A 26,774-nucleotide genomic window follows, 5' to 3' on the forward strand; every position below is an offset into this window, starting at 1 on the left:
TCGCGGAAGGCCCGAAGGTCCCCTCCTTTCCCCCGTAGGGCGTATGCGGTATTAGCAGTCGTTTCCAACTGTTATCCCCCTCGACTGGGCAGATCCCTAGGCATTACTCACCCGTCCGCCGCTCGCCGCCTCAGGAGTAAACTCCCTTGCGCTGCCGCTCGACTTGCATGTGTTAGGCCTGCCGCCAGCGTTCAATCTGAGCCATGATCAAACTCTTCAATTAAAGTTTTGTTGTTTGACTTTCGTCAAACGGCTCAATGAATTCTACTGTTTTGATTCGCTTTGCTCACTAAGAAGCATCGCGTTTCAATTCATACATTACTGTATGTACATATTACTATGAACACTCAATCACCCTTCCCGTAAGGAGAATGACTTGAAAACATTGATTTAAATTTTTGACTGCCACCCCTAAGGCTAAGCAGTTTCGATTAACTCAACACCTGTGAGTGTCCACACAGATTTGCTTGATAAATTGTTAAAGAGCGTTGACCACACACTGAGTTTTCAGCGGGTCAGGGCTGCGTATTCTACGCATTCCCGTTAGTGCGTCAAGTAGTTTTTTCAACTTTCTCAACACTCATCGTTTAGCTTGCTAACCGATGAACTGCTTGGCTTTTTTTGCTTAACTTGCGTTACGCTGTCTGCCGTGTCAGTGGATGCGCATTATAGGGAGATTGAGGAAGTCCGCAAGGGCTTTTTTGAGAAAATTGGATCTTTTTTTAATACTTTCAGTTAGTCACACAATACCCCCACTTTATCCTCAGACTTATCCACAAATGGGGTTTTAACGGTTAAATTTGCTACAGCTGTGGGTTAACTGTAGTGACTATCAATAAGAGTGAAACGTGGTTCAATCAAGAATGACGACGATTAGCTATATAAAGAAGAGTAAGAATGTAATCCGGACGGCACGAGAGTAAGCGCTAGGCTTATTAAAGAAGAAATAAAAAGGCAACTTAGATAAGTTGCCTTTAGTGTGCGTTCTATTCTACTTATTCAGTAGACTTAATCTGTCAGCAGATTAACTTAACTTGCCGTGACATTGTTTGTACTTGCGGCCTGAACCACAAGGACAAGGATCGTTACGACCCACTTTCTCACCATCACGAATCATAGGCGCTTGCGCAGTGACAGCTTCATGCTCGTCACCACCGCCAACAAGCGACTCTGCCGCTGCGTGTTGATAGTCGCGCTGGATCTTGGCATCTTCTTCACGACGACGCGCTTCCATTTCTTCCACATCCGACTGAGCTTGAACTTGTACTTTCGACAGCACACTGATGACGTCGTGTTTCAAGGTGTTCAGCAGTTGTTGGAATAACTCAAACGACTCACGCTTATATTCTTGCTTTGGATTCTTCTGCGCGTAACCACGTAAGTGGATACCTTGACGCAGATGGTCCATCGCCGCTAAGTGTTCTTTCCACAGACCATCGAGCGTTTGCAGCATAACGGCTTTCTCAAACTGGCGTAGCACTTGCGCGCCAACCATTTCTTCTTTTGCCTTATACGCATCGCCCCAAGCAGTAATAATACGCTCACGCAGACTCTCTTCATGCAGATCATCTTCTTTATCTAACCATTCTTGGATAGGTAGTTTGAGCATAAATTCTTGGTGTAGACGTTGCTCTAAACCTGGGATATCCCACAGCTCTTCTACTGATTGCGGCGGAATATATTGATCGATTACCGCGCCAATCACATCGTCTTGGATGTTTTGGATAGTATCTTCAATACTTTCCGCATCCATCAACTCGTTGCGCTGGGCGTAAACCACTTGGCGTTGATCGTTAGCGACGTCATCAAATTCGAGTAATTGCTTACGGATATCGAAGTTACGCGCTTCAACTTTACGTTGAGCGTTTTCGATTGCGCGAGACACCCATGGATGCTCGATCGCTTCGCCTTCTTCCATACCCAGCTTTTTCATCATGCCAGAGACACGATCCGAGGCGAAGATACGCATTAAGCTATCTTCCATCGACAGATAGAAGCGTGATGAGCCCGCGTCACCTTGACGACCCGCACGACCACGTAACTGGTTATCGATACGGCGTGATTCGTGACGTTCTGTGCCTAGGATATGTAAACCACCCGCAGCAACGACTTCATCATGACGAATTTGCCAATCAGCTTTGATCTTAGCTTTTTGCTCTGCTGTTGGATTATCGAGTTCATCGATTTCCATATTCCAGTTGCCGCCAAGCACGATATCGGTACCACGACCTGCCATGTTCGTCGCAATAGTCACAGAACCAGTACGACCTGCTTGGGCGACGATTTCAGCTTCTTTTTCATGGAATTTCGCGTTCAAAACTTGATGTGGGATTTTTTCCTGCACCATTAAGCGCGCTAGCAGTTCAGACTGTTCGATTGATACCGTACCCACCAACACTGGCTGACCACGTTCGCGGCAATCTTTAATGTCTTTGATGATAGCTTGATATTTTTCATCGGCGGTCAGGTAAACCAAATCCGCCATATCCTTACGCACCATTGGACGGTTAGTCGGCACAACAACTGTGTCTAATCCATAGATGTGTTGGAATTCGAACGCTTCAGTGTCGGCAGTACCTGTCATACCTGCCAGCTTCTCGTATTGACGGAAGTAGTTCTGGAAAGTGATCGAAGCCAATGTTTGGTTTTCGTTTTGAATGTGCACGCCTTCTTTGGCTTCGACAGCTTGATGTAAGCCTTCTGACCAACGACGACCTGGCATAGTACGACCCGTGTGTTCATCGACTATGATGACTTCGTTGTCTTGTACTATGTAATCCACATCACGCTCAAACAGCGTGTGCGCACGGAGCGCCGCGTTAACATGATGTAACAGGGAAATATTTGCAGCAGAATAGAGTGAGTCACCTTCGGCTAACATGCCGCGCTCGATCAGCAGGTTCTCTACTTTTTCTTGACCACGTTCGGTGAAATGCACTTGTTTGGCTTTTTCATCGATGCTGTAGTCACCCTCACCCACATACTCTTCAGAGTCTTCTTTATCCTGACGGATAAGATTTGGGATAAGCAGGTTGATCTTGATGTAAAGCTCAGAGCTGTCTTCAGCGGCACCAGAGATAATCAGCGGTGTACGTGCTTCGTCGATTAAGATTGAATCCACTTCATCGATTAGGGCGTAATGCAACGGACGTTGTACCCGTTCTTGCGGCGAAAACGCCATGTTATCGCGCAAATAATCGAAACCAAACTCGTTGTTGGTACCGTAAGTGATATCGGCGTTATAGGCATCTTTCTTTGCCTGCTGACCGAGACCTGCCACATTGATGCCGACGGTTAAACCAAGGAACTCAAACAGCGGACGGTTATTCTCGGCATCACGACGTGCTAAGTAATCGTTCACGGTAATTACGTGAACACCTTTGCCCGTCAATGCGTTTAAGTATGCAGGCAAGGTGGCCGTTAAGGTTTTACCTTCACCCGTACGCATCTCCGCAATACGGTTACTGTCGAGCACCATACCACCGAGTAACTGTACGTCGAAGTGGCGCATCTCAAAGACACGCTTAGAGGCTTCACGTACTGTCGCAAACGCTTCAGCCATGATGCTATCTAATGATGCGCCGGCAGCTAAACGCTCACGGAACTCAGCGGTTTTCGCTTTTAATGCTTCATCGGTTAATTTTTCATAATCAGCTTCTAGTGCGTTAATGCTAATAACGATCTTTTGAAGCCCTTTAAGGGTGCGGTCGTTGCGACTACCAAATACTTTTGTCAGTAATTTACCAAACATCTGAATCACTTATTCTCTGTAGGCCAAGTCCATGATGGAAACTAGAAGCCAATGTTTCAATTAACTTGCTTTGCGGTAGACAAACTTTTGTGGATCTATCTGCTGTCCGCCGCGCAACACTTCATAATGCACATGAGCCCCAGTTGAGCGCCCAGTGCTTCCCATACTGGCGATTGCATCGCCTTTTGCGACCACATCACCTACAGTCACTGACAAAGCTTTATTATGGCCATAACGCGTATGTAAACCGTTACCATGGTCTATTTCAACCAACTCGCCATAACCGAACATGTTCCCAGCCCAAGTTACTACGCCTGCAGCAGTCGCAACAACTTTGGCACCTTCTCGGCCGGTAAAATCAATCCCCTTATGCACAGTCCTGCGACCGTTGAAAGGGTCATTACGTAATCCGTAGGGCGACGATAACCAACCTTTATCGAGTGGGATCCCTGATATATAACGTTCATCATCTATATGGTGGTTAGATGACACTGTTTCAAGTAGTGAAAGCTGAACATTATTATTGTCAATTCGTGATGCCAACTTATCCATATCGTCGATAAGCTGTCCGAGCTCGATGTTAGTGCCTAATTCGCTCAAACCACCTACACCCACTTCGGATGAGAAATCGAAATCTTCATCCAATTTGTTCTGCTGGGCAACTTGTTGGCCTAAGGCTTCGAGACGGGTGATCTTGGCTTGCATACGTGCAACATGAGTCACTAGCATGGCCAGTTGAGACTCGGTAGCACTTTTTAGCTCTAAGACTTGTTTCTTTTGTTGTTCGCGTTGAATACGATCATTATCGACACTGGCTTGCTGATCTTGAAATCGAGCTGAGTTGTGTTGATAAATACTGGACCCAGTGGCCAACAATAGTATTGGAAGTAGCAACCAGCGTTTACTGGGCTGCCAGCGTGTGACGCCATTCCGACCTTGAATAAATACTGTTACACTCATAGCCTAATTCAGCCATCTTATTATCATATGAAAAAGCCCCCTCAAGATCTCAGCCAATTACTGCATCAATCGGGCAAATTACCCGACCTTGCTGAGAAAGCGGAACTACTTTTATATCTGGATCAGCATGTGAAGCAGATGATTGCAGGTCCTGTTGCGGAACAACTTAAAGTCGCGAATTTCCGTCAGGGTGTTCTTGTGGTTGAAACCACTTCGGCGGCATGGGCTGCACGAATTAATTTCCAAAAGCCGAAGCTGTTAGCACAGCTTCAGGCAGAAACGCTCCCAATCCTTACCGCAATTGAAGTTAAAGTCAACCCGAGATTAGCAATGTATGACGCAAAGCCTAAACAGGGACACAAAGAATTAAGCCCTGCGGCAGCGGAGCATATTGCGGCGTTAGCAGAAAATATTGGCGGTTCATTGGGCGAAAAACTAAAACGGCTGGCCTCATTGGCCAGCCGTAATAAATAATCTCACCGCTTTTTAAGCAAATACAGCGCCGCCTGGCACGGTAAAGCTGACGGGAACATCAGCTTCTTTTTCAAAGCTAACCAACTCCCACGCATCTTGTTGCGCCAGTAAAGCACGCACCAATTGGTTGTTCAGCGCATGACCGGTTTTATACGCAGTAAACTCACCTAAAATAGCGTGTCCTGCCACATATAGATCACCAAACGCATCTAGAATTTTGTGCTTAACAAATTCGTCCTCATAACGCAGGCCGTCGGGATTAAGGACGCGATATTCATCAAGTACAACAGCGTTTTCCATGCTGCCGCCCAACGCTAGGTTGTTGGCTCGCAGATATTCGATATCACGCATAAACCCAAAAGTACGGGCGCGGCTGATATCTTTCACGAAAGCAGACGTTGAAAAGTCCATCACCACATGCTGCTGGCTACGGGCGATTTCTGGGTGCGCGAAGTCAATTTTAAAATTGACTCTAAAACCTTTAAAGGGTTTTAGCTCAGCCCATTTGTCGCCATCTTCAACCCGCACAGGGCGCTTAATTTTTAAGTACTTCTTAGGAGCCGCCTGCTCTTTAATACCCGCAGACTGCAATAAGAAGACGAATGGGCTCGCACTGCCATCCATAATAGGAATTTCAGGCGCGTCCACTTCGATTACGGCGTTATCTATGCCTAAACCCGCAAGTGCTGCAAATAAATGCTCAATGGTCGAGATACGAATACCTTCGTCATTGACAAGTGCCGTACACATAGTGGTTTCACGAACTTGCTCCGCCTTCGCTGGAATAGCAACGGCAGGACTCAGATCGGTGCGCACGAGTACGATCCCTGAATTAACGGGCGCGGGCATAATGCTCAAAGTGACCTTGTTGCCAGAATGCAATCCGACACCAGTTGTTTTCACCATTTTCTGAACAGTTCTTTGAAATATCATTCAGTTACCCGTTTATATGCCAATTATAAAGCCTAATATTTGTACACTCAGCGTCGGCAAATTGGCCGCACTGGTTCAACATAATAACATAACTTTATTATGTCACACAAATGCAGCTATGTTGTGGTATTGCCCAAAACGAACAACACCTCACACATTACGCTGGACTCAAACGCTATCGCTAGTCGGCTTGCTTACGCAAAAATGCTGGAATATCAAGATAATCCAACTCATGCTTTGTCGATGGTGCAGGTTGTGCTGCTGGCTGCGGTGCCGCTGGCAATACGTTGCCTTTTGGCGCAGCGTAGTTCACATGTACCGCTTCTTCGACATAGGCTTCGACTTTTGGTTCCACAACCACAGGCTCTGGACGAGGCGCTGGTTTAGACACCAATTGGATATCTGGACGCTTTTCAGCACCGATACCTGTAGCAACTACCGTTACACGCAGCTCATCACTCATTTCTGGGTCGATGACAGCACCAACAACTACAGTCGCGTTGTCAGAGGCATAAGCCTTAACGTGATTGCCCACGGTTTCGAATTCTTCGATACTCATGTCCATACCCGCAGTGATGTTAACTAACACACCACGCGCACCGGCTAAGTCGATGTCTTCTAATAATGGGCTGGCAACAGCAGCTTCAGCCGCTTCTTCTGCACGGTCTTCACCGCGAGCGACGCCTGTACCCATCATGGCATTACCCATTTCAGACATCACTGTCTTCACGTCGGCGAAGTCGACGTTAATCAGACCTGGACGAGTGATAAGCTCGGCAATACCTTGTACCGCGCCAAGTAACACGTTATTCGCTGCGGCGAACGCATCGAGTAAAGAAGTGCCACGGCCCAATACTTTTAATAATTTTTCATTTGGGATCGTGATTAACGAATCCACGTGCTTAGCCAGTTCGCTAATACCTTGCTCGGCATAAGCCATACGCTTTTTCCCTTCGAATGGGAAAGGCTTAGTCACAACCGCAACGGTCAGAATACCTTCTTCGCGAGCGATTTGAGCAACAACGGGCGCCGCACCTGTACCTGTACCACCGCCCATACCGGCAGCGATAAAGATCATGTCAGAGCCTTTGATTGCTGCGCGAATGTTTTCGCGGTCTTCTTCAGCTGCTGCACGACCCACATCTGGGTTTGCCCCAGCTCCGAGACCTTTAGTGACATCGCGTCCTAATTGAATCGTTGAGCCTGCACCTGATTTTCTCAGGGCCTGAGCGTCTGTATTGGTAACGATAAACTCAACACCTTCAATGTTGTGTTTGACCATATGTTCGACAGCGTTACCGCCGCCGCCGCCAACGCCGATGACTTTAATCACCGCGTCGTCTGAGTGAGTATCCATGATCTCAAACATTGTCTGATCTCCGTGTTGCCTGCGTTATGAAAATTAAAATTCGCCCTTAAACCAGCTTTGGACCCGATTCCAAGCGCTAGTTACCCCTTGGCGCTCAGGACGTTCGAACTGACGTTCGATCACCCGTCGTGCACCGTAATGAAGCAGTCCGACTCCAGTGGAGTAAATAGACTGGTCCACGTATTCATATAAACCTTTGATCGGTAGCGGTGATGCTACGCGAACTGGCATGCCGAATGTCGCTTCTGCGATATCGACCACACCTTGAATCGACGCTGTGCCACCAGTGAGCACAATACCTGCGGCGATTTGATCTTCTAAGCCACTGTCTTTCAGCTCTTTGAGCACTAACTCAAACAGCTCTTGGTATCTTGGTTCTACTACTTCGGCGAGCGTGTGACGTGACATGCTCCGCGATGGACGTCCACCTACCGATGGCACTTCGATACTGTCTTCGCGGCTCACCATCGAGCTGCGCGCACAGGCGAATTGCACTTTAATTTGTTCAGCATGTGACGACGGCGTGCGAAAAATCTTCGCAATGTCGTTGGTCACTTGGTTGCCCGCAACTGGCACAACCGCACAATGACGCAAGGCACCGTTGGTATAGACCGCAATATCCGTGGTGCCACCGCCGATATCGACGATACACACACCTAAATCTTTCTCATCGAAGGTCAACACAGCATCGGCCGAAGCAATCCCAGAGAACACTAAATCGTCGACCTTAAGGCCACAACGCTCAACGCTTTTAGTGATGTTCTTCGCCATATCATTGGCGCAAGTCACTATATGTACCTTGGCTTCCATCCGCATGCCGGACATACCGATAGGGCTGCGGATGCCGTCTTGCACGTCGATCGCATATTCCTGCGGCAGCACATGTAAGATGCGACGTTCGGTCGGGATCTTCACCGAGCGAGCCGTGTGGATCACGTTATCGACGTCTTCCTGTGTCACTTCCTCATCGTTAATCGACACCATGCCATTTTCGTTTTGGCAGGCGATATGTTTACCGGAAATGCTCAGGTAAACCGATGACACTTGGCAATCGGCCATTAATTCCGCTTGATCGAGCGCACGTTGCACACTGCGAACTATCGAATCTAAATCGTTCACGCCACCTTTATCCATGCCTCTTGAGGGATGGTTGCCAAGGCCGACTATGCTGATTTCGCCATCGGGCAGAACTTCGCCTATGATCACTGCGACCTTAGAGGTTCCTATATCCAATCCGACGATAAGGTTTCTATCTTGGTTTTTGATCATTAATTATCGGCTCTCTTGTTTGTGCATCGCCCCAGCCTACGGCCAACCCTGTGTCGTAGCGCAAATCTACTCTGGCGACGGATTTATCTTGTTTCGCCAAAACCGGATAAACAGTTATAAATCGCTGTATCCGTGCAATTTTATCTTCTCGACCTAAATCTAAAACGATGCCGTTCCCTAAGGTCGCGTGCCACGCATGTCGCGGCGTCAAATTCAAACTGGCTAAGGTAAAGCCATTAATCTTTAACAGTGAGTTGATCTGTGCATACACAGTCAGCACCTCAAGACCCATATCGTCTGGCCCTGATAACTGCGGTAAATGCTCCAGCTCTGGGTGCGATGGCGCTTCAAACACTTCGCCATGCACGTTCAACCAAGCGTCACCATTCCAATGGGCTGCTGGTTGCTGCTCCTGCAAATATACCCTGAGTTTCGCAGGCCACTCGCGTCTTACCGACGCGCGATACACCCAAGGTAAGGCTTCTAACGCCTGTTGCACTAAGGTGATATCAGCACTAAAAAAACTCCGCTGCATTAAATGCTGTAGTGCTACTTGTATATCTTTATCTGTGGTGTAAGCCCGCTCACCTTTGATGGCAACGGCCTCAATCGGCAAGGTGCTGGCATCGTTTAAAAATTTATGTAGCTGGTATCCACCAAATACAAAACTGGCCACGATGAAGAATAAAAAGCCAGCCCCGCTCCACAGATACCAATTAACCCGTGACATTCTTGCCCGCCAGTGCCGCCTCTTATCACTCCAAGACACGCTTCATTCCACCTTTAACGACACTCATTAAAAACCACAGAAAACCGGCCATTATATAGACCAAAATCCTTTGGTCAAAATTTCCTTTTCCTCGCAGATCAAGCGCTAAAGATCAGCTTGCTTGCGCAGGTAATTCTGCAACAGCAAAGCCCAATTCTGTTGTCGCTAACAATCGCGACAGGGCGCCAATATTACCCGCACCTTGGGTGAGTAATAAATCCCCCTCCTGCAATACATCGGGCAATACTTCTGCGAGCTGATCTGGACTAGCGATAAAGATCGGATCTAACTGGCCACGCAGACGAATTGAGCGACATAGAGCTCGGCCATCGGCACCTGTAATTGGCGCTTCCCCCGCACTATAAACATCGAGCAACAGTAAGCAATCCACTTGGGATAACACTTCAACAAAATCTTCATACAAATCACGGGTACGCGTGTATCTGTGTGGCTGATACGCCATAACCAGACGTTTGTCGGGCCAACCTGCACGGGCAGCTTTAATGGTCGCGGCAACTTCACTGGGGTGATGGCCATAATCATCGACCAACATAACTTCGCCCTTGGGCGTAGCAAACTTGCCCAAATGCTGGAAACGACGACCTATGCCTTGGAACTCCACTAACGCCTGAGTAATGGCGCTGTCGTCGATTTCATCTTCGGTCGCGACCGCTATCGCAGCTAAGGCATTAAGCACGTTATGTTGACCCGGCAAGTTAAGCACCAGATCGAGATCCGCTTTGCCTTTACGTCTCACAGTGAAACGACACTGATGCCCTTGCTGACTGAAATTCAGCGCTTGCACGTCCGCATCGTCACTAAAACCATAGGTCACGAGTTGACGACCAATCCGCGGCATGATTTCACGCACCACAGCATCGTCGATACACACAACTGCGACACCGTAAAACGGCAAGTTATGTAGGAAATCCACGAAGGTCGATTTCAATTTCTCGAAATCACCGCCATAGGTATCCATATGATCGGCTTCAATGTTAGTCACCACACTGACCATAGGCTGCAAATGCAGGAAGCTCGCATCACTCTCATCGGCTTCGGCAATCAAGTAACGGCTGGTGCCTAATCTGGCGTTGGTACCGGCGCTATTGAGCAAGCCACCAATCACGAAGGTTGGATCCCGCCCCGCTTGACCGTACACGCTGGCGATAAGGCTCGTTGTCGTGGTTTTACCATGGGTGCCCGCAATTGCCACACCATGTCGATAACGCATCAACTCGGCTAGCATTTCGGCGCGGCGCACAATAGGAATACGTAATTCTTTAGCGGCAAGGATTTCTGGGTTTTCCAGATTAATCGCCGTGGAGACCACGACCACATCCACTTGCTGCACGTTTTCGGCGGCATGACCAATTTGGATCTTGGCACCGAGCAAACACAATCTGTCGGTCACGGCATTTTGCGCGATATCCGAACCACTCACCTGATAGCCTTCGTTCACTAACACTTCGGCGATCCCGCCCATGCCCGCGCCGCCAATGCCGACGAAGTGAATACGCTTAATACGGCGCATTTCTGGGATCATGCTTCTCAGTTGTGCGTATCTTTCTGTCTTAGTCATGCTTATCCTTTCTCGGCAAGGCTGATGCACACTGCGGCAACTTGTTCAGTCGCATCCAGTACGGCAACGTCTCTCGCTCTTTGGCCCATACGGGCTAATTCTGTTCTGTCATTGGCAAGCAGTTGTAATTTGCCCGCCAGTTTATTCACGTCCAAGATGGCCTGTGGCAATAGGAAAGCTGCGCCAGCCTCAACCAATACTTGGCCGTTACGGGTTTGGTGATCATCCACCGCATGGGGATAAGGCACCAGAATACTCGGTAGCCCCACCGCCGCTAACTCAGACACCGTCAGCGCGCCGGCGCGGCACAATACCACATCAGCCCAGCGATAGGCGGCTTCCATGTCGTCGATAAACTCGGCGATATTCACCCCGCCATCTTGCCCATGTTGCTGATAAGCCGCCTTCACGCCCGCAAGATTATCTTTACCCACTTGATGCCAAACCGTTACGGACTGCTGCTGACTCAGAATCGCAACCGCTTCAGGCATCAGATCATTAAAGACTTTGGCGCCAAGGCTGCCACCGACAACTAATACTTTTAAGGCTTTATCAGCCTCAGGCTTTGGCTGCGCACCTAAGGCAATCAGTTCTTGGCGAATAGGATTGCCAACCACCTTGGCCTTCACTGAGGAAAAAGTGTTTTTAAAAGCACATAACACCTGCGTCGCAATCCGCGACAACAACTTGTTGGTCATCCCTGGGATGGCATTTTGTTCATGCAGCACCAGTGGAATACCGGCTAATCTTGCCGCCACACCACCAGGGCCACTGGCGAATCCGCCCATGCCAAGTACCACATCGGGTTTAAACTCAGCAATCACGGCCTTAGCCTGCAATATTGAGCGCACCACTTTAAAGGGCGCCGCGAGTTTTCGGATCAACCCATTGCCGCGAACACCTTTGATATCGATGAAATCTATATCAAATCCATACTGGGGCACTAAACGCGCCTCCATACGATCGGCCGTGCCTAACCAACGCACTTGCCAACCCTGTTGAGCTAGATACTTAGCCACCGCCAGCGCCGGGAATACATGTCCTCCCGTACCACCCGCCATGACTAAAATACGTTTTCCTGTTGGGGTCATCACTTCAATCTCCCTTGCACGGCCTGAACTAATGTCATGCGCCGCTCGTAATCAATGCGCAGCAACATCATGGCTGCCGCCGTCATGACCCATAAACTACTGCCGCCGTAGCTGATAAAAGGTAATGTCAGCCCTTTGGTCGGTAACATGCCGATACTTGCGCCGACATTAACCACAGTCTGAAAACAAATCCAAATACCGATGGCATAGCCTAAATAACCTTCAAATGGCTTATCCATGGCTAGACATAAATTACCTAAACGAATCGATCTCAGCGCCACAAATAGCAGCACAGATAACACGGCAATAATGCCGATAAAACCTAATTCCTCGCCGATCACGGCAAAGATAAAGTCAGTGTGCGCTTCGGGCAGATATTCTAATTTTTGAATACTGTTGCCCAGTCCTTGGCCAAACCAATCGCCACGGCCATAGGCCATCAAAGATTGTGTCAACTGGTAACCGCTACCGAAAGGATCTTGCCAAGGATCCATAAACGACGTCACCCGGCGCATACGGTAAGGTTCTAACAATACCAAAGCCACAAACGCCAACACGCCAGCAAAAATCAGGGCGAAGAAGTCGAGCAAACGTGCACCGGCTAAAAACAATAGACCAACCGTTCCCACAAATAGCACTACCACAGTACCTAAGTCGGGCTGCATCAAAATCAGCACAGCGTAAATCGCAAATACTGCAATCGGCTTATAGAAGCCTTTAGCATTCTCGCGCACTTCCTGATGACGACGCACTAAATAACCCGCCATGTAGATGGCAAAGGCAAACTTAGCGACTTCTGCCACTTGGATGCGAATTGGGCCTATCGATAACCAACGCGTCGCACCGTTTACCGTTGTACCGACCACTAAAACCGCCAGCAACATCAAGCCCACAACCAATAGCAGCATGGGACTCCAGCGCTGCCAGGTTTGCATTTCGACTCTTAATACAAATGCCGCAATGGCTAAGCAACCCACTAAATAACCCACATGGCGAGTCATAAAATAAAACGGGTTACCAGTGAGGGTTTGCGCTTCGGGCATTGAGGCCGACATCACCATCACAAAGCCAAAGCCAATCAAAGACAACACAGCCGTGAGCAAAGCACGGTCGTACAATTGCACGCCCGGCACTTCGGTATCACGTTGCCAATTGGGCATTGCTGAACGCAAACGCCCAAATAGGCTAAGTTGTCTTACATCACTCGCCATTAAGTTGCTCCACAAGGTTTCTAAAATCGTCACCTCGAGCCATAAAGTTACTGTACATATCTAAACTGGCGCAGGCTGGTGACAATAAAACGATATCGCCAGAAGTTGCCAATTCAGCGGCCTTCGTTACCGCTGCCGCCATAGTGTCGACCTTCACCGCGCCGTCTTTTAACGCGGCAATCTTTTTGCCATCACGACCTAAGGTAATGAGGTGTGTTACTTTCGCTAACGCCACGCCTAAAGGTTTAAAATCAGCACCTTTGCCGTCGCCGCCAGCAATCAAAATAATATCGCCTAAGTGATCACTCAAACCATCGAGCGCGGCAACGGTGGCACCGACGTTCGTTGCTTTCGAGTCATTGACATAGGTCACGCCATTCTTAATGCCAACCACTTCACAGCGATGGGATAAGCCGGTAAAGCTACGCGCCACTTTTGCCATCACCTGTTTATCAACGCCCACTGCATCCACAAGCGCCATTGCTGCGAGCAAGTTGGCATGGTTATGGCTGCCAATCAGGGAGACTTCAGTGATCGGCATGATTTCGCTGCTGCCGTGATAAATCTTGCTGTCGCTGATGCCCCATTCGTCCGCTTCAGGCGCAGCTAAACCAAAACTGTTTTGGTTCATTGGCTCTGGCGGTACGGTCAGTTTATCGTCGCGATTAAACAGCACGGCGCGGCTTTGTTTGTATAAACGTAATTTAGCTTCGCGGTAGGCAGCGATATCGCTGTATCTGTCCATGTGGTCTTCGCTGATATTCAAACAGGTCGCCACCACACACTTAAGGCTATGGGTGGTTTCCAATTGAAAGCTCGACAACTCAAGCACAAATAAGTCGGCATTTTCATGCAGTAGATCCAGCGCAGGCACACCGATATTGCCACCAACGGCAACGGCGATACCCGCTTCCCTTGCCATTTCGCCCACAAGCGTAGTGACAGTTGATTTACCGTTAGAGCCAGTAATACCGATAACGCAAGGTTTACGGTCAGCAATCTCACGGGCAAATAGCTCCACATCGCCAATTACTTCGATGCCCATATCCACAGCGGCACGCACCTCTGGGGTATAAGTGGCAATGCCGGGACTAATAATAATCTGCGTCGCTTGCACGAGATAACGGCAATCGAATCCGCCAGAAATCAGCTTCACATCAGGAAAAGACGTCGCTAATGTTTCGGCGCCCGGAGGCTGCCGACGACTGTCCATCACCAATGGCGTAATGCCCTTTCCACACAAATAGCGCACGACGGACAAACCCGTTGCCCCTAAACCTAACACTATGTGTGAATACTGATTTTGCATAACCAATTACCTTAACTTCAACGTGGCTAAGCCAAGTAAGACGAGGAATATCGAGATAATCCAAAAACGCACTATCACTCGAGGTTCAGGCCAGCCTTTTAACTCATAGTGATGGTGTATCGGCGCCATGCGGAAAATACGCTGGCCGCGTAACTTGAACGAACCCACCTGCAGAATGACTGACAGGGTTTCCATCACGAACACGCCGCCCATGATCACTAACAAAATTTCTTGGCGAACGAGCACTGCAATTGTGCCCAGTGCAGCACCTAATGACAGTGAACCCACATCGCCCATGAAGACTTGCGCAGGGTAAGTGTTGAACCACAAAAAGCCCAGACCCGCACCGACAATGGCGGTACAGACGATCACTAGCTCACCCGAACCGGGTAAATGCGGAATATGTAAGTAGTTCGCAAACTGCGCGTGACCCGACAAATAAGCAATCAAGGCAAACGCCGCCGCAACCATTACCGTCGGCATAATGGCCAAACCGTCGAGGCCGTCGGTTAAGTTCACCGCATTACTCGACCCCACAATAGTGAAGTACGCCAATACGATAAATACGGCGCCAAGTTGCGGCATCACGTCTTTAAAGAAAGGCACCACTAACTGGGTTTCACCTGGATTTGCCGCCGTGGCATACAGGAAAAAAGCAATGAGCAGCGCAGCTAAAGATTGCAGAATGTACTTCCAGCGCGCGATCAAACCTTTAGTGTCTTTACGCACCACTTTACGGTAATCGTCGATAAAGCCGATCAAACCGAAACTGCCGAGCACAAACAACATCACCCACACATAGCGGCTACCGAGATCGCCCCACAGCAATACGCTGATGAAAATAGCAGCCAATATCAGCAAGCCACCCATAGTCGGCGTGCCACGCTTACTAAAATGTGATTCTGGACCATCGTTACGCACAACCTGACCAATTTGCAGTAATTGCAAACGTTCTATCAGTTTAGGCCCCCACCATAAGCTAAAAATCAATGCGGTCAATAAGCCTAAAATGGCTCGAAACGTCACATAGGAAAACACGTTAAACCCGGTATGAAAACGGGTTAAATACTCGGCCAGATATACCAGCATTTACACTAACTCCCCACGCCCGAAGGCTACTGTTAGGCCATCCACGACCCGCTCCATGGCGGCGCTACGTGAACCTTTAACGAGAACCGTTACCTGTCCCGGCAACTGGTTAATATGCTTTATGAGTTTTTCTACTAACGTCGCCACACTGTCATAGTGCTCCGCACCGAAGGCTTGGCTCGTGTGCTGACTTAAGGTTCCGGTACAAAACAAGGCATCTATCCCCTGTTGCTTGGCCAGTTGCCCTAGTTCAGCGTGTAAAAGGGGCGCATTGTCGCCTAATTCTCCTAAATCTCCCAGTACCAGACAGCGATTTTCAGAAATTTCCTTTAACCACGCGATTGCCGCACCAACGGACACAGGATTTGCGTTATAGCTATCGTCGATTAGACGCACACGTCCCAATTGACTCGGCTGCATGCGCCCTTTCACTGGCGTTAATTGGCTCAAGCCTTCGGCGATCTCAGTCAAACTTAATCCCAAAGCAATACAAACACTTGCAGCGGCGAGTGCATTACTCACCTGATGGCGCCCCGCCAGCGGCAAGACCACTGGGCAAGACTCACCTAAATAATTGAGCATAAAACGATAACAACCATCGGCATTAGTCTTATGACCTGTCGCAGTGACATCGATATGACGTTTAGCGGCGCCATCTTGCTGGGAGAAGCTCAGTTGCTTATAAGGCCTTGCCTTAACGCTCATAAAATCGGCAAAGGCATCATCGGCGTTGATGATGGCGGTACCATCGGCCTGCAGATGATTAAAAATCTCCGACTTCGCCTGCGCGACACCCGCTTGCGATCCAAATCCTTCTAAGTGGGCGCTGCCGACGTTATTGACCAGCGCCACGTTTGGACGCACGAGTCCCGAGGTGTAATCGATTTCACCTTTATGATTAGCGCCGAGCTCGAATATCCCAAACTCATCCGCTGGCGTTAAACGCAGCAAAGTGAGCGGCACACCAATCTCATTATTAAAATTGCCAGCGGTATAGAGGATTTGATGCTTTGCCGACAGAATGGTCGCGATCATTTCCTTCACGCTGGTCTTGCCGTTTGAGCCTGTTAACGCCACGCAAATCGGATTAATTTGGTCACGGACATAAGCCCCTATCGCGCCCATAGCCTTTTGACAATCAGCCACAATGAGCTGCGGGATATCAAAAGCTAACTCACGCTCAACCATTAACGCCGCGGCGCCGTTCGCAATAGCTGTTGCGGCAAAATCATGGCCGTCAAAGCGCTCACCCGTTAAGGCAACAAACAGGGTTGCAGCGCCGATTTTACGGCTATCACTGCTTAAATCTTCGATGGTGACGTCGTCACCGACTCGAAACGTACCTAAGTGTTGACTTAGGGTCTCGAGAGAAAGAGGGATCATCTTGATTGCTCCGATAACTGGCGTGCCAGGGCGCGTTCATCATAGTCATGACGCACACCTGCCGCCTCTTGGTAAGTTTCGTGGCCTTTACCCGCCAGCAAGATGACATCGCCAGGTTTCGCCAATGCCACAACCTCTTTAATTGCTGCGATACGGTCAACCTGAGTCAATGCCTGCTGAGGGTGGATTAGCCCTTGGATAATATCGGTAATAATTTGCGCGGGGTCTTCACTACGCGCATTGTCGCTGGTCACCATAATGCGGTCGGCATATTGCTCTGCGGCTTGGCCCATCAAAGGACGCTTGCCTTTATCACGGTCGCCACCACAGCCAAATACGCACCATAAATCACCGGCACAATGGCGACGTAGCGCGTTTAACGCTTGTTCAATCGCATCGGGTGTATGGGCATAATCGACCACTAAGGTAATGTTATTCGCAGTAGTGAAACGCTCCATACGACCTGCGACGGGCGTTAGGTATTGCACTTGCTCGGCTAACGCTTTCATATCAAAACCTTGCAGATACAAGGCCGATAACGCCGCGAGTAAATTAGAAAGATTAAAGGCACCAAGTAGTGGGGAGTGAATTTGAGTTTCGCCCTCGGGCCAGACTAAGGTTGCACTGACGCCTTGATCGTCAAACTTGGCATTTTTAGTATAAAAAGCCGCACCTTGATGACCTTCAATACTAAAGCCCCACATTTGCGCAGGCACAGATTTAAGTTCAGTCAACCAAGATGCGCCAACTGCGTCGTCGAGATTCAATAAGCCGTGACCTAAGGTACTGAAACGAAATAGGCTTTGCTTAGCGGCGGCATAGCTTTCCATGTCGCCGTGGTAATCGAGGTGATCCCGCGTCAGATTGGTGAACACGGCAACATCGAAGGGGACAGCGTCGACTCGGCCTTGCACTAAGCCGTGGCTCGACACTTCCATAGCGCAAACACTCGCGCCTTGGGCTTCAAAGTCATGCAACTGACGCATTAAGGTTATAGCATCTGCTGTGGTGTTACCGCTATCGACAAGCTCACCCCAAAGGCCATTGCCAAGGGTGCCCATCACGGCGGCTTTGCGGCCGAGCGACGTTATCAGCTGGGCAATCAATTGGCTTGTCGAGGTTTTGCCATTAGTGCCTGTAATACCAATCACCCCAAGGGATGTTGCCGCAGACTGATGCGCTAAGGGATAACGCTGGGCGGCGATAGCCGATACTTGGCGGCTCAACTGGAAAACATAAATCTGTACGCCGTGCTCGGCATTATCGCTGAGCAACACTTTGCCATGCTGATCGGCATCATCCGTGTGGACTAATACGGCAGCAGCACCTAAATCTAAGGCTTTTTCAATAAACTGTCTGCCATCGACCTTATGCCCTGGCAGTGCCAAAAACACATCGCCGCGACGTATTGCGCGGCTATCTAAGGTCAAATCGTTGAAGGACTGCGCGCCGGCATAATGCAGCCAAGGCGCAAGCAGATCCCGTAATAACATCATTCTGCTCTCCCGGCGGCGATACCCGCCAATTGCACTTGTTCTTTATCGGTAATGGGTTCAACGTTTAACATTTGCAGTGCGCCAGACATGACTTTGGCAAATGCCGGCCCCGCCACTGAACCACCATAATAGAGATCGCCCTTAGGCTCGTTTACGACGACCACTATCGCTAACTTAGGATTATTCGCTGGGGCAACACCCGCAAATAAAGCAACATAATCATCACCATAACCGCCAGCAACCGCCTTACGGCTTGTACCAGACTTGCCCGCAACTGGATAACCGTCGATATGCGCTAAGGTGCCCGTGCCGCCTTTTTCTGTCACGCCAACCAGCATTTGCATCACATCGTGGGCGACATCTTCAGAAATGACTCGCTCACCGACCGGTGGCTTTTTCAGTTTCATAATTGAGACGGGAAATAAGGTGCCGCCATTGCCTAAGGTGGCGTACATACGTGCAAGTTGCAGTGTGGTTGCGGTTAAACCGTAACCGAAGGACAAGGTGGCGCGCTCAAAGTCAGACCAACGGTGGCGGTCTTGGATCACACCCGCGCTTTCACCCGTAAGGTTGATCCCTGAGAAGCTCCCAAGCCCCATAGATTGATAGGTGCCGAGTAACTGCTGCACCGGAATAGACAAGGCCAATTTACTAATGCCGACGTTACTGGATTTCGCCAGAATACGGGCCAAACTCATGTCGCCATAGTTGGCGGGGTCGCGCACTTGGCGGCCGCCTAAACGCATCCAACCCGGTGAAGTGGCAATAATATCGGTCGATTTAACTGTACCAGCTTCAAGCGCAGCAGCCACAACAAAGGGCTTAATGGTCGAACCGGGCTCGAAGGTATCTGTCATGGCGCGGTTACGCATTCTGAAGGTTTGCAGATTGTCGCGCGCATTGGGGTTGTACGATGGCGTATTCACCATAGCCAACACTTCACCCGTGTGAATATCTAGTACGACGATGGAACCCGAGGTCGCTTGGTTCATCTCTGTGGTGCGTTTCAGCTCGCGGTACGCTAGCTGCTGAATCCGTTGGTCTATGCTGAGCACGAGATCATTCGGGCTTTCGCCTTCTTGGATGATATCGAGGCGCTCAACCACATGACCATCGCGGGATTTACGCACTTTCTGTTTTGAAGGCGTACCCGTTAGCCAGCTATTGTAAGCATTTTCTACGCCTTCAATCCCAACATCATCAATGTTAGTGATGCCGATTAACTGAGCTGTGATTTCACCACCAGGATAATAACGGCGAGATTCAGACTTTAGAAATACACCGGGTAATTTAAGCTGAGTAATATAGTCCGCAACCGCAGGGGTAATTTGGCGTTTCAAGTAGGTGAAGCGTTTGGTGGGGTTACTGCGCACTCGCTCTAACAAATCTTCGAGGGGCTCATGCAACACATCGGCTAAGGCTTGCCAGCGGCGCATATCGGCAAAACCATTACTATCATTGACTTGTTTTGGATCAGCCCAGACGGCTCGTACAGGTACGCTCACGGCCAGCATGTCGCCATTACGGTCGGTGATCAAGCCACGCTGCACCTCACGACTTGTGGTCCGCAATGTTCGCATGTCACTTTCGTGACGTAATTTGTCGGGCTCGATAATTTGAATGTAAGCTGCGCGTCCCACTAGGCTGCAAAATAGCGTACACACAAACCCGACCACTACGTATAAACGCCAGTGGATCAATTGAGGTTTTTGCGGTTTGCTTACCCGTTTGATTTTCGCTTGCCTAGTCATATCTTCCCTATACTCACGGCACCTTTACCACAACTTCTTCGCTGGGTAACGGACGACTCATGTTGAGTTCCTTAGAGGCAATACGCGTAATACGACTGTGCTCAGTCTGCGATTGCTCTTCTAATAATAAATTGCGCCACTCAATATCTAATCTATCTCGCTCCTGCAGTAACTGGTCCCACTGGGTTGTCAGTTGACGGCTAACATGGCTGCCATAAACCACGGCAACCGCATTACTCAGCACAAGCAAGGCTAATAACAAGATCCATTTGTGCAGCCATAAATCATGTAAAACGATCCGTGGCAGGTTGATCGAGGGCTTACTCACAATACGCCCCTTAGTAATCTAAACGCTCGGCAATGCGTAACACTGAGCTACGAGCTCTGGCATTGCGTTCGATTTCTTCGTCGGATGGCATAATCGCCTTGCCCACGGCGCGTAGCTTACGCGACTTGTTAATTTGATCTTCAGTGACCGGAAAACCGTGCGGTACACTTTCGCCTTGGCTATGACGACGAATAAAACGCTTCACGATACGATCTTCTAAAGAATGGAAACTGATGACCGACAAGCGTCCTTGGGGAGCCAGCACATTGACGGCTCCTTCAAGTGCCTGATCAATTTGATCTAATTCACTATTGATATAAATGCGGATCGCTTGAAACACCCGAGTCGCAGGATGCTTATTGCGTTCTTTATTTTTAGTGATACGCGCAATTAAATCGGCTAAATCTTTGGTACGTAAAAACGGTGTTTTCTCACGATCGGCAGCGATACAACGGGCAATATGACGGGCATTTTTCTCTTCACCGTAAGTTTTAAATACCCAAGCCATATCTTCAATTTCGGCACGAGCCAACCATTGCGCAGCCGTTTGGCCTTGGCTGTTATCCATCCGCATATCGAGTGGACCATCGCGCAAAAAACTAAAACCGCGTTCAGCATCGTCAAGTTGCGGCGAAGACACACCTAAATCGAGTAATACGCCATCTATTTTGCCCACTAGCCCAAGCTCTTCGACGTAATCGGCTAATTGGCCAAAACCACCATGCACGATTTGAAAGCGTGGATCGTCAGCAAATTGTTTTGCCGCTTCAATCGCTTGGGGATCTCTGTCGATGGCGATCAATCGACCATGTTCACCGAGTTGTTGTAATACTTGTCTTGAATGACCACCGCGGCCAAACGTGCCATCGATATAGATGCCATCGTCTTTGATGTTTAAACCGCCAACCGTTTCTGCTAGCAGTACGGATAAATGGGCAAATTCTTGACTCATTACTCTCTTCTTATTTAGTTATCACGACTCGTTAAAGTGAAAAATCCGCGAGGCGCTCGTTACTGGCAAGCTCCTCACTTCGAATTGTTTCCTGACACTCATCGATTTGCTGCAGCCAAGATTGCTCATCCCACAGCTCAAATTTATTCAATTGCCCCACCAGCATGATGCGCTTATCTAAATTGGCATATTGCCTTAGCGGTGGCGGCAGTAATATGCGCCCATTACCGTCGAGCTCCACTTCGTGGGCATAACCAAGTAACAGACGTTTCAACGATCGCTGGGTTTTATCGGTATCGGAAAGCGTTAACAACTTAGCTTCGATCAATTCCCATTCATGGATTGGATACAAGAGTAAACAGGCGGATTGGATGTCGACGGTTATCACGATACGGCCTTGGTGCTCAAGCTGCAAAGGTTCGCGGTATCGCACTGGAATAGCGATCCGTCCCTTTGTATCTAAGTTGATAGCACTGGCTCCACGAAACACGCTAATTCATCCTATCCTTTGATTTTTGATCCACAAATATCCACTATTTCCCACAACTGCTAAGTTTAGGGACAGTCGACAAGCAATGTCAAGGGATGGGATCCTTTTATAAATCCAGTCGGCAAGCGGGTTAGCAGCATGTTGAGCACTTAACCTAGCGACAAACTTTTGACATGAAAGACCACGAAAGATCGACTAAACAGAGGAAACTACAGGAATAAATTACGCCGAAATATTCAGCAACCTTTAGCTTTCAGACGCTTGCGATGAAAAAGATGGGGAATACATTCTCACTTTGCGGGATTTTGCGTAACGAAAAATAACCTTAAACCCAAAAACGCAACAAAACAAACTTAAATCCAACCTAATTAGGCAGTCAAAAAAGAGTTGGATTCAGCATGAAAAACTAAATTACCATCCTAAATAAAGACGATCATCTTTTTGCAGATGGTTGAATATTAATGTCACGATTGCGAGAAGGCTCAAAATTTCTAGCCAAAATCCACCAAAAGCTCTACGCAAATCCAACAAAATTGCCTCGATTTCGAACTCGCTACTACTTGTTTCTTCTCAACCACTATGCTTCTTTCTTGCTGAGCACTGCTTTAATTCACATCTGTTGCTCATACCAAAACCTAAGCCCCTCATTCGCCTTAAACACTTAAACGGCGTATAGTCTAAATATTAACCGACTCCTGCCGATAACACGTTAAGAGCTGTAGTAACAAGGAGGCGTTATGAGTGGATTGGATAGCATTTATGCCATGCTGGCGCAGCCAGTGAAAGCCGTGTTGCACCCTAAACGGGTCGTCGACCAAGTCAGTAGTGCAACCGCAAATGCCCCCGATAGCCATGAAACACCACAGTCGCAGTTACCCCCGACGTTAGAAGGGCGCGACGCAAAAGTCAGGGAAAGACGCAAAGATACTGATAACAGCAAGAATAAGAAACGCCGTGCATCGGATGAGCCCGAAGAATTAAAAGAAGGTGTCGTGCTTGAAGTGACCGACGATACCGCGGAAATTAAAAAGCCTCCGAGCCAACATATTATTGATGTTGAAGTATAAATCAGTACGAATACAAACGGAAAAGGCGCAATCCCATTGGATTAGCGCCTTTTTATTCACCACAATCGAGTCATATTTCAAACCAACCCAAACTTAATATCAAATTTAAGCATGCCTCAAGTCAAAGAACTCAAATTGAGTAGCTTAAGTCGAATAGCTTAGGCGCGCGTCCTGGCGACGGCATCTTGCCAACCTGCGTATAAGCTCCCCCGAGTCTGGGCGTCAATGTTGGGGATAAAATGCTTATCGATACAGGCTTTATGTTCAAGCTCAATGACACTCTCCCAAAAGCCCACCGCCAGACCCGCTAAAAATGCCGCGCCTAGGGCAGTTGTTTCGCAATTACTCGGTCTTAACACTTCGACATCGGTAATATCGGCTTGAAACTGCATCAAAAAATCATTGGCGACCGCACCGCCATCCACCTTCAAACGTTTAAGGCTTACACCACTGTCTTTAGTCATGGCATCGAGTAAATCTTTACTCTGGTAAGCGATGGATTCTAACGCCGCCCGAATAATATGATTACGATTGGCGCCACGGGTTAACCCAAATAGCGCGCCACGGGCATTCGGGTCCCAATAGGGCGCCCCGAGTCCGACAAAGGCGGGCACTAGATACACGCCATTGGTATCGGCAACCTTAGAGGCAAAATATTCGGTATCGCTGGCATCACGAATAAGCCCGAGTTCATCCCGCAGCCATTGAATAGTCGCGCCACCCATGAAGACTGAGCCTTCGAGGGCGTAGTTCACTTCGCCCTTCGGCCCCACGGCAACTGTGGTCAGTAACCCATGGTTGGAGCGCACCGCTTTGGTCCCGGTATTCATCAATAAAAAACAGCCAGTGCCATAGGTATTCTTCGCCATGCCGGGCTCGACACACAGCTGGCCAAAAAGCGCCGCTTGTTGGTCGCCTGCCATCCCTGCGACTTGAATTTCACTGCCTTCACCGGCAATCCGCGTAGTGCCATACACGCTGCAGGAAGGCTTAACTTCGGGCAACATAGACAAGGGAATGTCTAAAGCCTCAAGTAACTTGTTATCCCAAGTCAGGCTATGGATATTAAACAGCAGAGTACGGGCGGCATTGGTGGGATCGGTGACATGCACTTTGCCCTCGGTTAACTTCCACACTAGCCAAGTATCGATAGTGCCGAATAACAACTCGCCGCGCTCGGCTTGCGCACGGGCATTGGGCACATTATCCAGAATCCACTTGATCTTAGTGCCTGAAAAATAAGGGTCGAGCAGTAGACCTGTGTTGTCACGCACATATTCTTCTAGCCCTTGGGCCTTGAGTTGCTCACAAATCTCAGCGCTGCGACGGCACTGCCATACAATCGCGTTATAGATAGGTTTACCTGTGGCTTTTTCCCAAATGACAGTAGTTTCCCGCTGATTGGTAATGCCAATCGCGGCCACTTCATCACTGTGGATCCCTGCGCGCGCCAGCACTTCAATTAATACTGAACTTTGGCTTGCCCAAATCTCCATGGGATCGTGCTCGACCCAACCCGGATTAGGGTACAACTGGGTGAATTCCCGCTGGGACACGCTGACAATATTTGCGTCGTGATCGAACACTATCGCTCTTGAGCTGGTCGTACCTTGATCTAAGGCCACCACGTATTTTTTCTGCACGCTACTATCCTATCTGAACTCTCCGTCGCCTTTTTATGCTGACGAGAATTAACATGATCCACTACTTATGCAATGAATATATTCGCAATTTTCCGCCGTGACCAGCAAGCAAGCCGTAAAACAAGATAACGCCACCATGCTATAGCCATAAAAAAGCCCTGAAGATTCAGGGCTTAATTAAACTACGTAGAACTTACATCTTATAGCTCATCTGGATACCCGCAAGCCACACATCGCCGCTTGCTTCACCGTTAAAGTTAACCGTCGCTAGGTTCAATAAATTTTGTTGCTCGTTGATGGGCGCATCGCCTGTTGCTTTGATATAAGTCACAGCAAAATCAACGTTCAGGTTCTTAGTTGCCTGATAACCGGCGCCCACAGAGAACCACAGACGGTCAGAGTCTGGAATTGTGGTTGTGCGCCACTCGTCCTGCGCCGCCGTTTTATCTAGCGCCACACCGGCACGCACTAACCAAGCATTATTGACTTGGTAAGTGGTTCCCAGCGCGAAGCGCCAGTTATCTTCAAAGTGTTCTTCTTTAACTAAATCAGACTCTAAACCGCCCTTAGGTTTAACCTCGCCAGGGAAATACGCCACCAGCTGATCGAATACACTCCAATCGGTCCAGTTCACATTCGCGTGCATAGCCCAGTTATCGGTCAATTGGTGATGAGAAGCAATTTCTGCAAAAGCAGGCAATTCAAGGGGTAAATACCCTTCGATAGATACATCTTGACCACCAGTGTACAAGACGCCAGAAGCATGGCCATCTAAGTCCAGTTTCACACTACTGTGATACGCAAAACCTAAACGGTGAGCGGGATTAATCTGCCAGCTTGCACCTAACTGCCAGCCGTAACCGATATCATCACCCTTCATGCTCTTAAGCTCAGTGCCACCTGGTGGCAACACAGCCTGTACTGGAGCCGGCAGAGCAGGCTTGATACCATCGACCCAACCGGGTAATGAGGCACCAATTTCGCCCTCACCATAAACAATACGTACACCAGCACCGACGCTGACAGCGTCATTGATGCGATAAGCGATGTTTGGATTAAACTCAACTGTGGTAACCGAAGTCTTATTACCAAAAATGGCCGCGGCGTGGGTCGCAGGTAATTCAGTGGCTAGACCATAGTTAGAGTTTACCGCTAGGCCCCAAGTCCATTGATCATTTAGCTGATTCGAGTAGTAAAAGTTAGGTACCAGTGCATCATCGGCCACATCCAGTGCATCGCCGCCTTTCATCTTAACGGGTTCAGGGCCAAGCAACGGCGAGCTAAGGCTGACATCACCAGTCACATCGACATTTGGCATCACATAAATGCCACCCGCAGAGAGCTGACGACCTTCAAGGTAAGTCAGCATGGCTGGATTTCGACCTTGAGCCGAAGCGTTATCCGCCATAGCCGCTTCACCCGCAAAAGCACGGCCTAACCCAGTGGCAGAATATTCGGCCAATTGAAAACCAGCGGCATGGAGTTGAGTCGTTGAACTTAACAAGGCTGCAGTGACAGCCAAAGTCAGAAGACGTTTTTGCATCATTATTCTCTAATCATATTATTGTTATCTGTACTACTTAAATGAGTACTGCGGCGTTCAGGCAAAATAGAGCAAAGACTCCAGATTGAATGCGCAGCAGTTTACTTATGCAGAAGATGTTTGCAACCAAAGGAGATAAAACAGATGAAAAAACCAAATAAATTCCAATATTGGATATTTTTAGTGATAAAGATCAATATTCAAACATCAAAACACAGTCATCACTAGACTTAACACTCGCTATTGTGGAAAACCACAAAAGAAATAAAAAACATAAACTCATTAATATCAGTTAATTACAAAAATAAAAACTATAA

21 protein-coding genes and 1 rRNA gene are annotated in these 26,774 nt (G+C 48.7%); 2 read left to right on the forward strand and 20 right to left on the reverse strand.

Annotated elements, in window-relative coordinates; genetic code table 11:
* From K5Q99_RS16745 to K5Q99_RS16755, 3 genes are all read right to left on the reverse strand, one after another.
* Positions 1-223, reverse strand: a 16S ribosomal RNA gene (locus tag K5Q99_RS16745); the annotation flags it as partial.
* Between the two features lie 801 nt (positions 224-1,024).
* Positions 1,025-3,751, reverse strand: coding sequence for a preprotein translocase subunit SecA (gene secA / locus K5Q99_RS16750; RefSeq protein WP_220777507.1), 2,727 nt, complete (start codon positions 3,749-3,751; stop codon positions 1,025-1,027).
* A gap of 60 nt (positions 3,752-3,811) precedes the next feature.
* Entirely contained in the window at positions 3,812-4,711 is a 900-nt protein-coding gene (locus K5Q99_RS16755; protein ID WP_220591825.1) for a M23 family metallopeptidase, read from the reverse strand.
* Between the two features lie 27 nt (positions 4,712-4,738).
* Between K5Q99_RS16755 and K5Q99_RS16760 the strand changes: the two genes are divergently transcribed.
* A complete protein-coding gene (locus tag K5Q99_RS16760) occupies positions 4,739-5,185 on the forward strand; it encodes a DUF721 domain-containing protein (RefSeq protein ID WP_220591824.1) in 447 nt (148 codons plus the stop codon).
* Between the two features lie 12 nt (positions 5,186-5,197).
* Here K5Q99_RS16760 and lpxC read toward each other — a convergent pair whose 3' ends face one another.
* The 15 genes from lpxC to mraZ all read right to left on the reverse strand — a co-directional run bounded on the left by lpxC (position 5,198) and on the right by mraZ (position 22,204).
* Positions 5,198-6,118 (reverse strand): UDP-3-O-acyl-N-acetylglucosamine deacetylase, encoded by a 921-nt coding sequence (lpxC, locus tag K5Q99_RS16765; RefSeq protein WP_011845621.1) that lies wholly within the window; start codon positions 6,116-6,118, stop codon positions 5,198-5,200.
* A 181-nt stretch (positions 6,119-6,299) separates the two neighbouring features.
* Entirely contained in the window at positions 6,300-7,487 is a 1,188-nt protein-coding gene (gene ftsZ / locus K5Q99_RS16770) for a cell division protein FtsZ (RefSeq protein ID WP_220591823.1), read from the reverse strand.
* Between the two features lie 33 nt (positions 7,488-7,520).
* The gene (ftsA, locus tag K5Q99_RS16775) at positions 7,521-8,756 is read right to left on the reverse strand and encodes a cell division protein FtsA (protein ID WP_006079897.1); all 1,236 of its coding nucleotides are present in this window, start codon (positions 8,754-8,756) and stop codon (positions 7,521-7,523) included.
* Entirely contained in the window at positions 8,737-9,486 is a 750-nt protein-coding gene (locus K5Q99_RS16780; protein WP_220777501.1) for a cell division protein FtsQ/DivIB, read from the reverse strand. The genes ftsA and K5Q99_RS16780 overlap by 20 nt, the downstream gene beginning before the upstream one ends.
* Positions 9,487-9,637: 151 nt before the next feature.
* The gene (murC, locus tag K5Q99_RS16785) at positions 9,638-11,104 is read right to left on the reverse strand and encodes a UDP-N-acetylmuramate--L-alanine ligase (protein ID WP_006079895.1); all 1,467 of its coding nucleotides are present in this window, start codon (positions 11,102-11,104) and stop codon (positions 9,638-9,640) included.
* Between the two features lie 2 nt (positions 11,105-11,106).
* Entirely contained in the window at positions 11,107-12,195 is a 1,089-nt protein-coding gene (gene murG, locus K5Q99_RS16790) for an undecaprenyldiphospho-muramoylpentapeptide beta-N-acetylglucosaminyltransferase (RefSeq protein WP_220777508.1), read from the reverse strand.
* On the reverse strand, positions 12,195-13,406 hold the full coding sequence (gene ftsW, locus K5Q99_RS16795) for a cell division protein FtsW (RefSeq protein WP_006079893.1): 1,212 nt from the start codon (positions 13,404-13,406) through the stop codon (positions 12,195-12,197). Before ftsW ends, murG begins: the two co-directional genes overlap by 1 nt.
* Positions 13,396-14,715, reverse strand: coding sequence for a UDP-N-acetylmuramoyl-L-alanine--D-glutamate ligase (gene murD / locus K5Q99_RS16800; protein WP_006079892.1), 1,320 nt, complete (start codon positions 14,713-14,715; stop codon positions 13,396-13,398). Before murD ends, ftsW begins: the two co-directional genes overlap by 11 nt.
* A gap of 6 nt (positions 14,716-14,721) precedes the next feature.
* A complete protein-coding gene (mraY, locus tag K5Q99_RS16805; RefSeq protein WP_220777502.1) occupies positions 14,722-15,804 on the reverse strand; it encodes a phospho-N-acetylmuramoyl-pentapeptide-transferase in 1,083 nt (360 codons plus the stop codon).
* Positions 15,805-17,187, reverse strand: coding sequence for a UDP-N-acetylmuramoyl-tripeptide--D-alanyl-D-alanine ligase (locus K5Q99_RS16810; RefSeq protein ID WP_220777503.1), 1,383 nt, complete (start codon positions 17,185-17,187; stop codon positions 15,805-15,807).
* Positions 17,184-18,683: a UDP-N-acetylmuramoyl-L-alanyl-D-glutamate--2,6-diaminopimelate ligase gene (gene murE, locus K5Q99_RS16815; RefSeq protein ID WP_220777504.1), complete on the reverse strand. Its 1,500-nt coding sequence runs from the start codon at positions 18,681-18,683 to the stop codon at positions 17,184-17,186. Before murE ends, K5Q99_RS16810 begins: the two co-directional genes overlap by 4 nt.
* Positions 18,680-20,434: a penicillin-binding transpeptidase domain-containing protein gene (locus K5Q99_RS16820; protein ID WP_220777505.1), complete on the reverse strand. Its 1,755-nt coding sequence runs from the start codon at positions 20,432-20,434 to the stop codon at positions 18,680-18,682. The genes murE and K5Q99_RS16820 overlap by 4 nt, the downstream gene beginning before the upstream one ends.
* Before the next feature lie 13 nt (positions 20,435-20,447).
* A complete protein-coding gene (gene ftsL, locus K5Q99_RS16825; protein ID WP_105251190.1) occupies positions 20,448-20,762 on the reverse strand; it encodes a cell division protein FtsL in 315 nt (104 codons plus the stop codon).
* Between the two features lie 10 nt (positions 20,763-20,772).
* Entirely contained in the window at positions 20,773-21,714 is a 942-nt protein-coding gene (gene rsmH, locus K5Q99_RS16830; RefSeq protein ID WP_105251189.1) for a 16S rRNA (cytosine(1402)-N(4))-methyltransferase RsmH, read from the reverse strand.
* Positions 21,715-21,745: 31 nt separating this feature from the next.
* On the reverse strand, positions 21,746-22,204 hold the full coding sequence (gene mraZ, locus K5Q99_RS16835; protein WP_006079885.1) for a division/cell wall cluster transcriptional repressor MraZ: 459 nt from the start codon (positions 22,202-22,204) through the stop codon (positions 21,746-21,748).
* A 737-nt stretch (positions 22,205-22,941) separates the two neighbouring features.
* Here mraZ and K5Q99_RS16840 point away from each other — a divergent pair.
* Positions 22,942-23,271: a hypothetical protein gene (locus K5Q99_RS16840; RefSeq protein ID WP_106648323.1), complete on the forward strand. Its 330-nt coding sequence runs from the start codon at positions 22,942-22,944 to the stop codon at positions 23,269-23,271.
* Between the two features lie 158 nt (positions 23,272-23,429).
* Here the strand turns inward: K5Q99_RS16840 and glpK are convergent, their stop codons facing one another.
* Positions 23,430-24,914 (reverse strand): glycerol kinase GlpK, encoded by a 1,485-nt coding sequence (gene glpK / locus K5Q99_RS16845; protein WP_106648324.1) that lies wholly within the window; start codon positions 24,912-24,914, stop codon positions 23,430-23,432.
* A gap of 193 nt (positions 24,915-25,107) precedes the next feature.
* Positions 25,108-26,457 (reverse strand): outer membrane protein transport protein, encoded by a 1,350-nt coding sequence (locus tag K5Q99_RS16850; protein ID WP_220777506.1) that lies wholly within the window; start codon positions 26,455-26,457, stop codon positions 25,108-25,110.
* Positions 26,458-26,774 lie beyond the last annotated feature (317 nt).

It is taken from the genome of Shewanella hafniensis (genome assembly GCF_019655335.1).
Lineage (GTDB): Bacteria > Pseudomonadota > Gammaproteobacteria > Enterobacterales > Shewanellaceae > Shewanella > Shewanella hafniensis.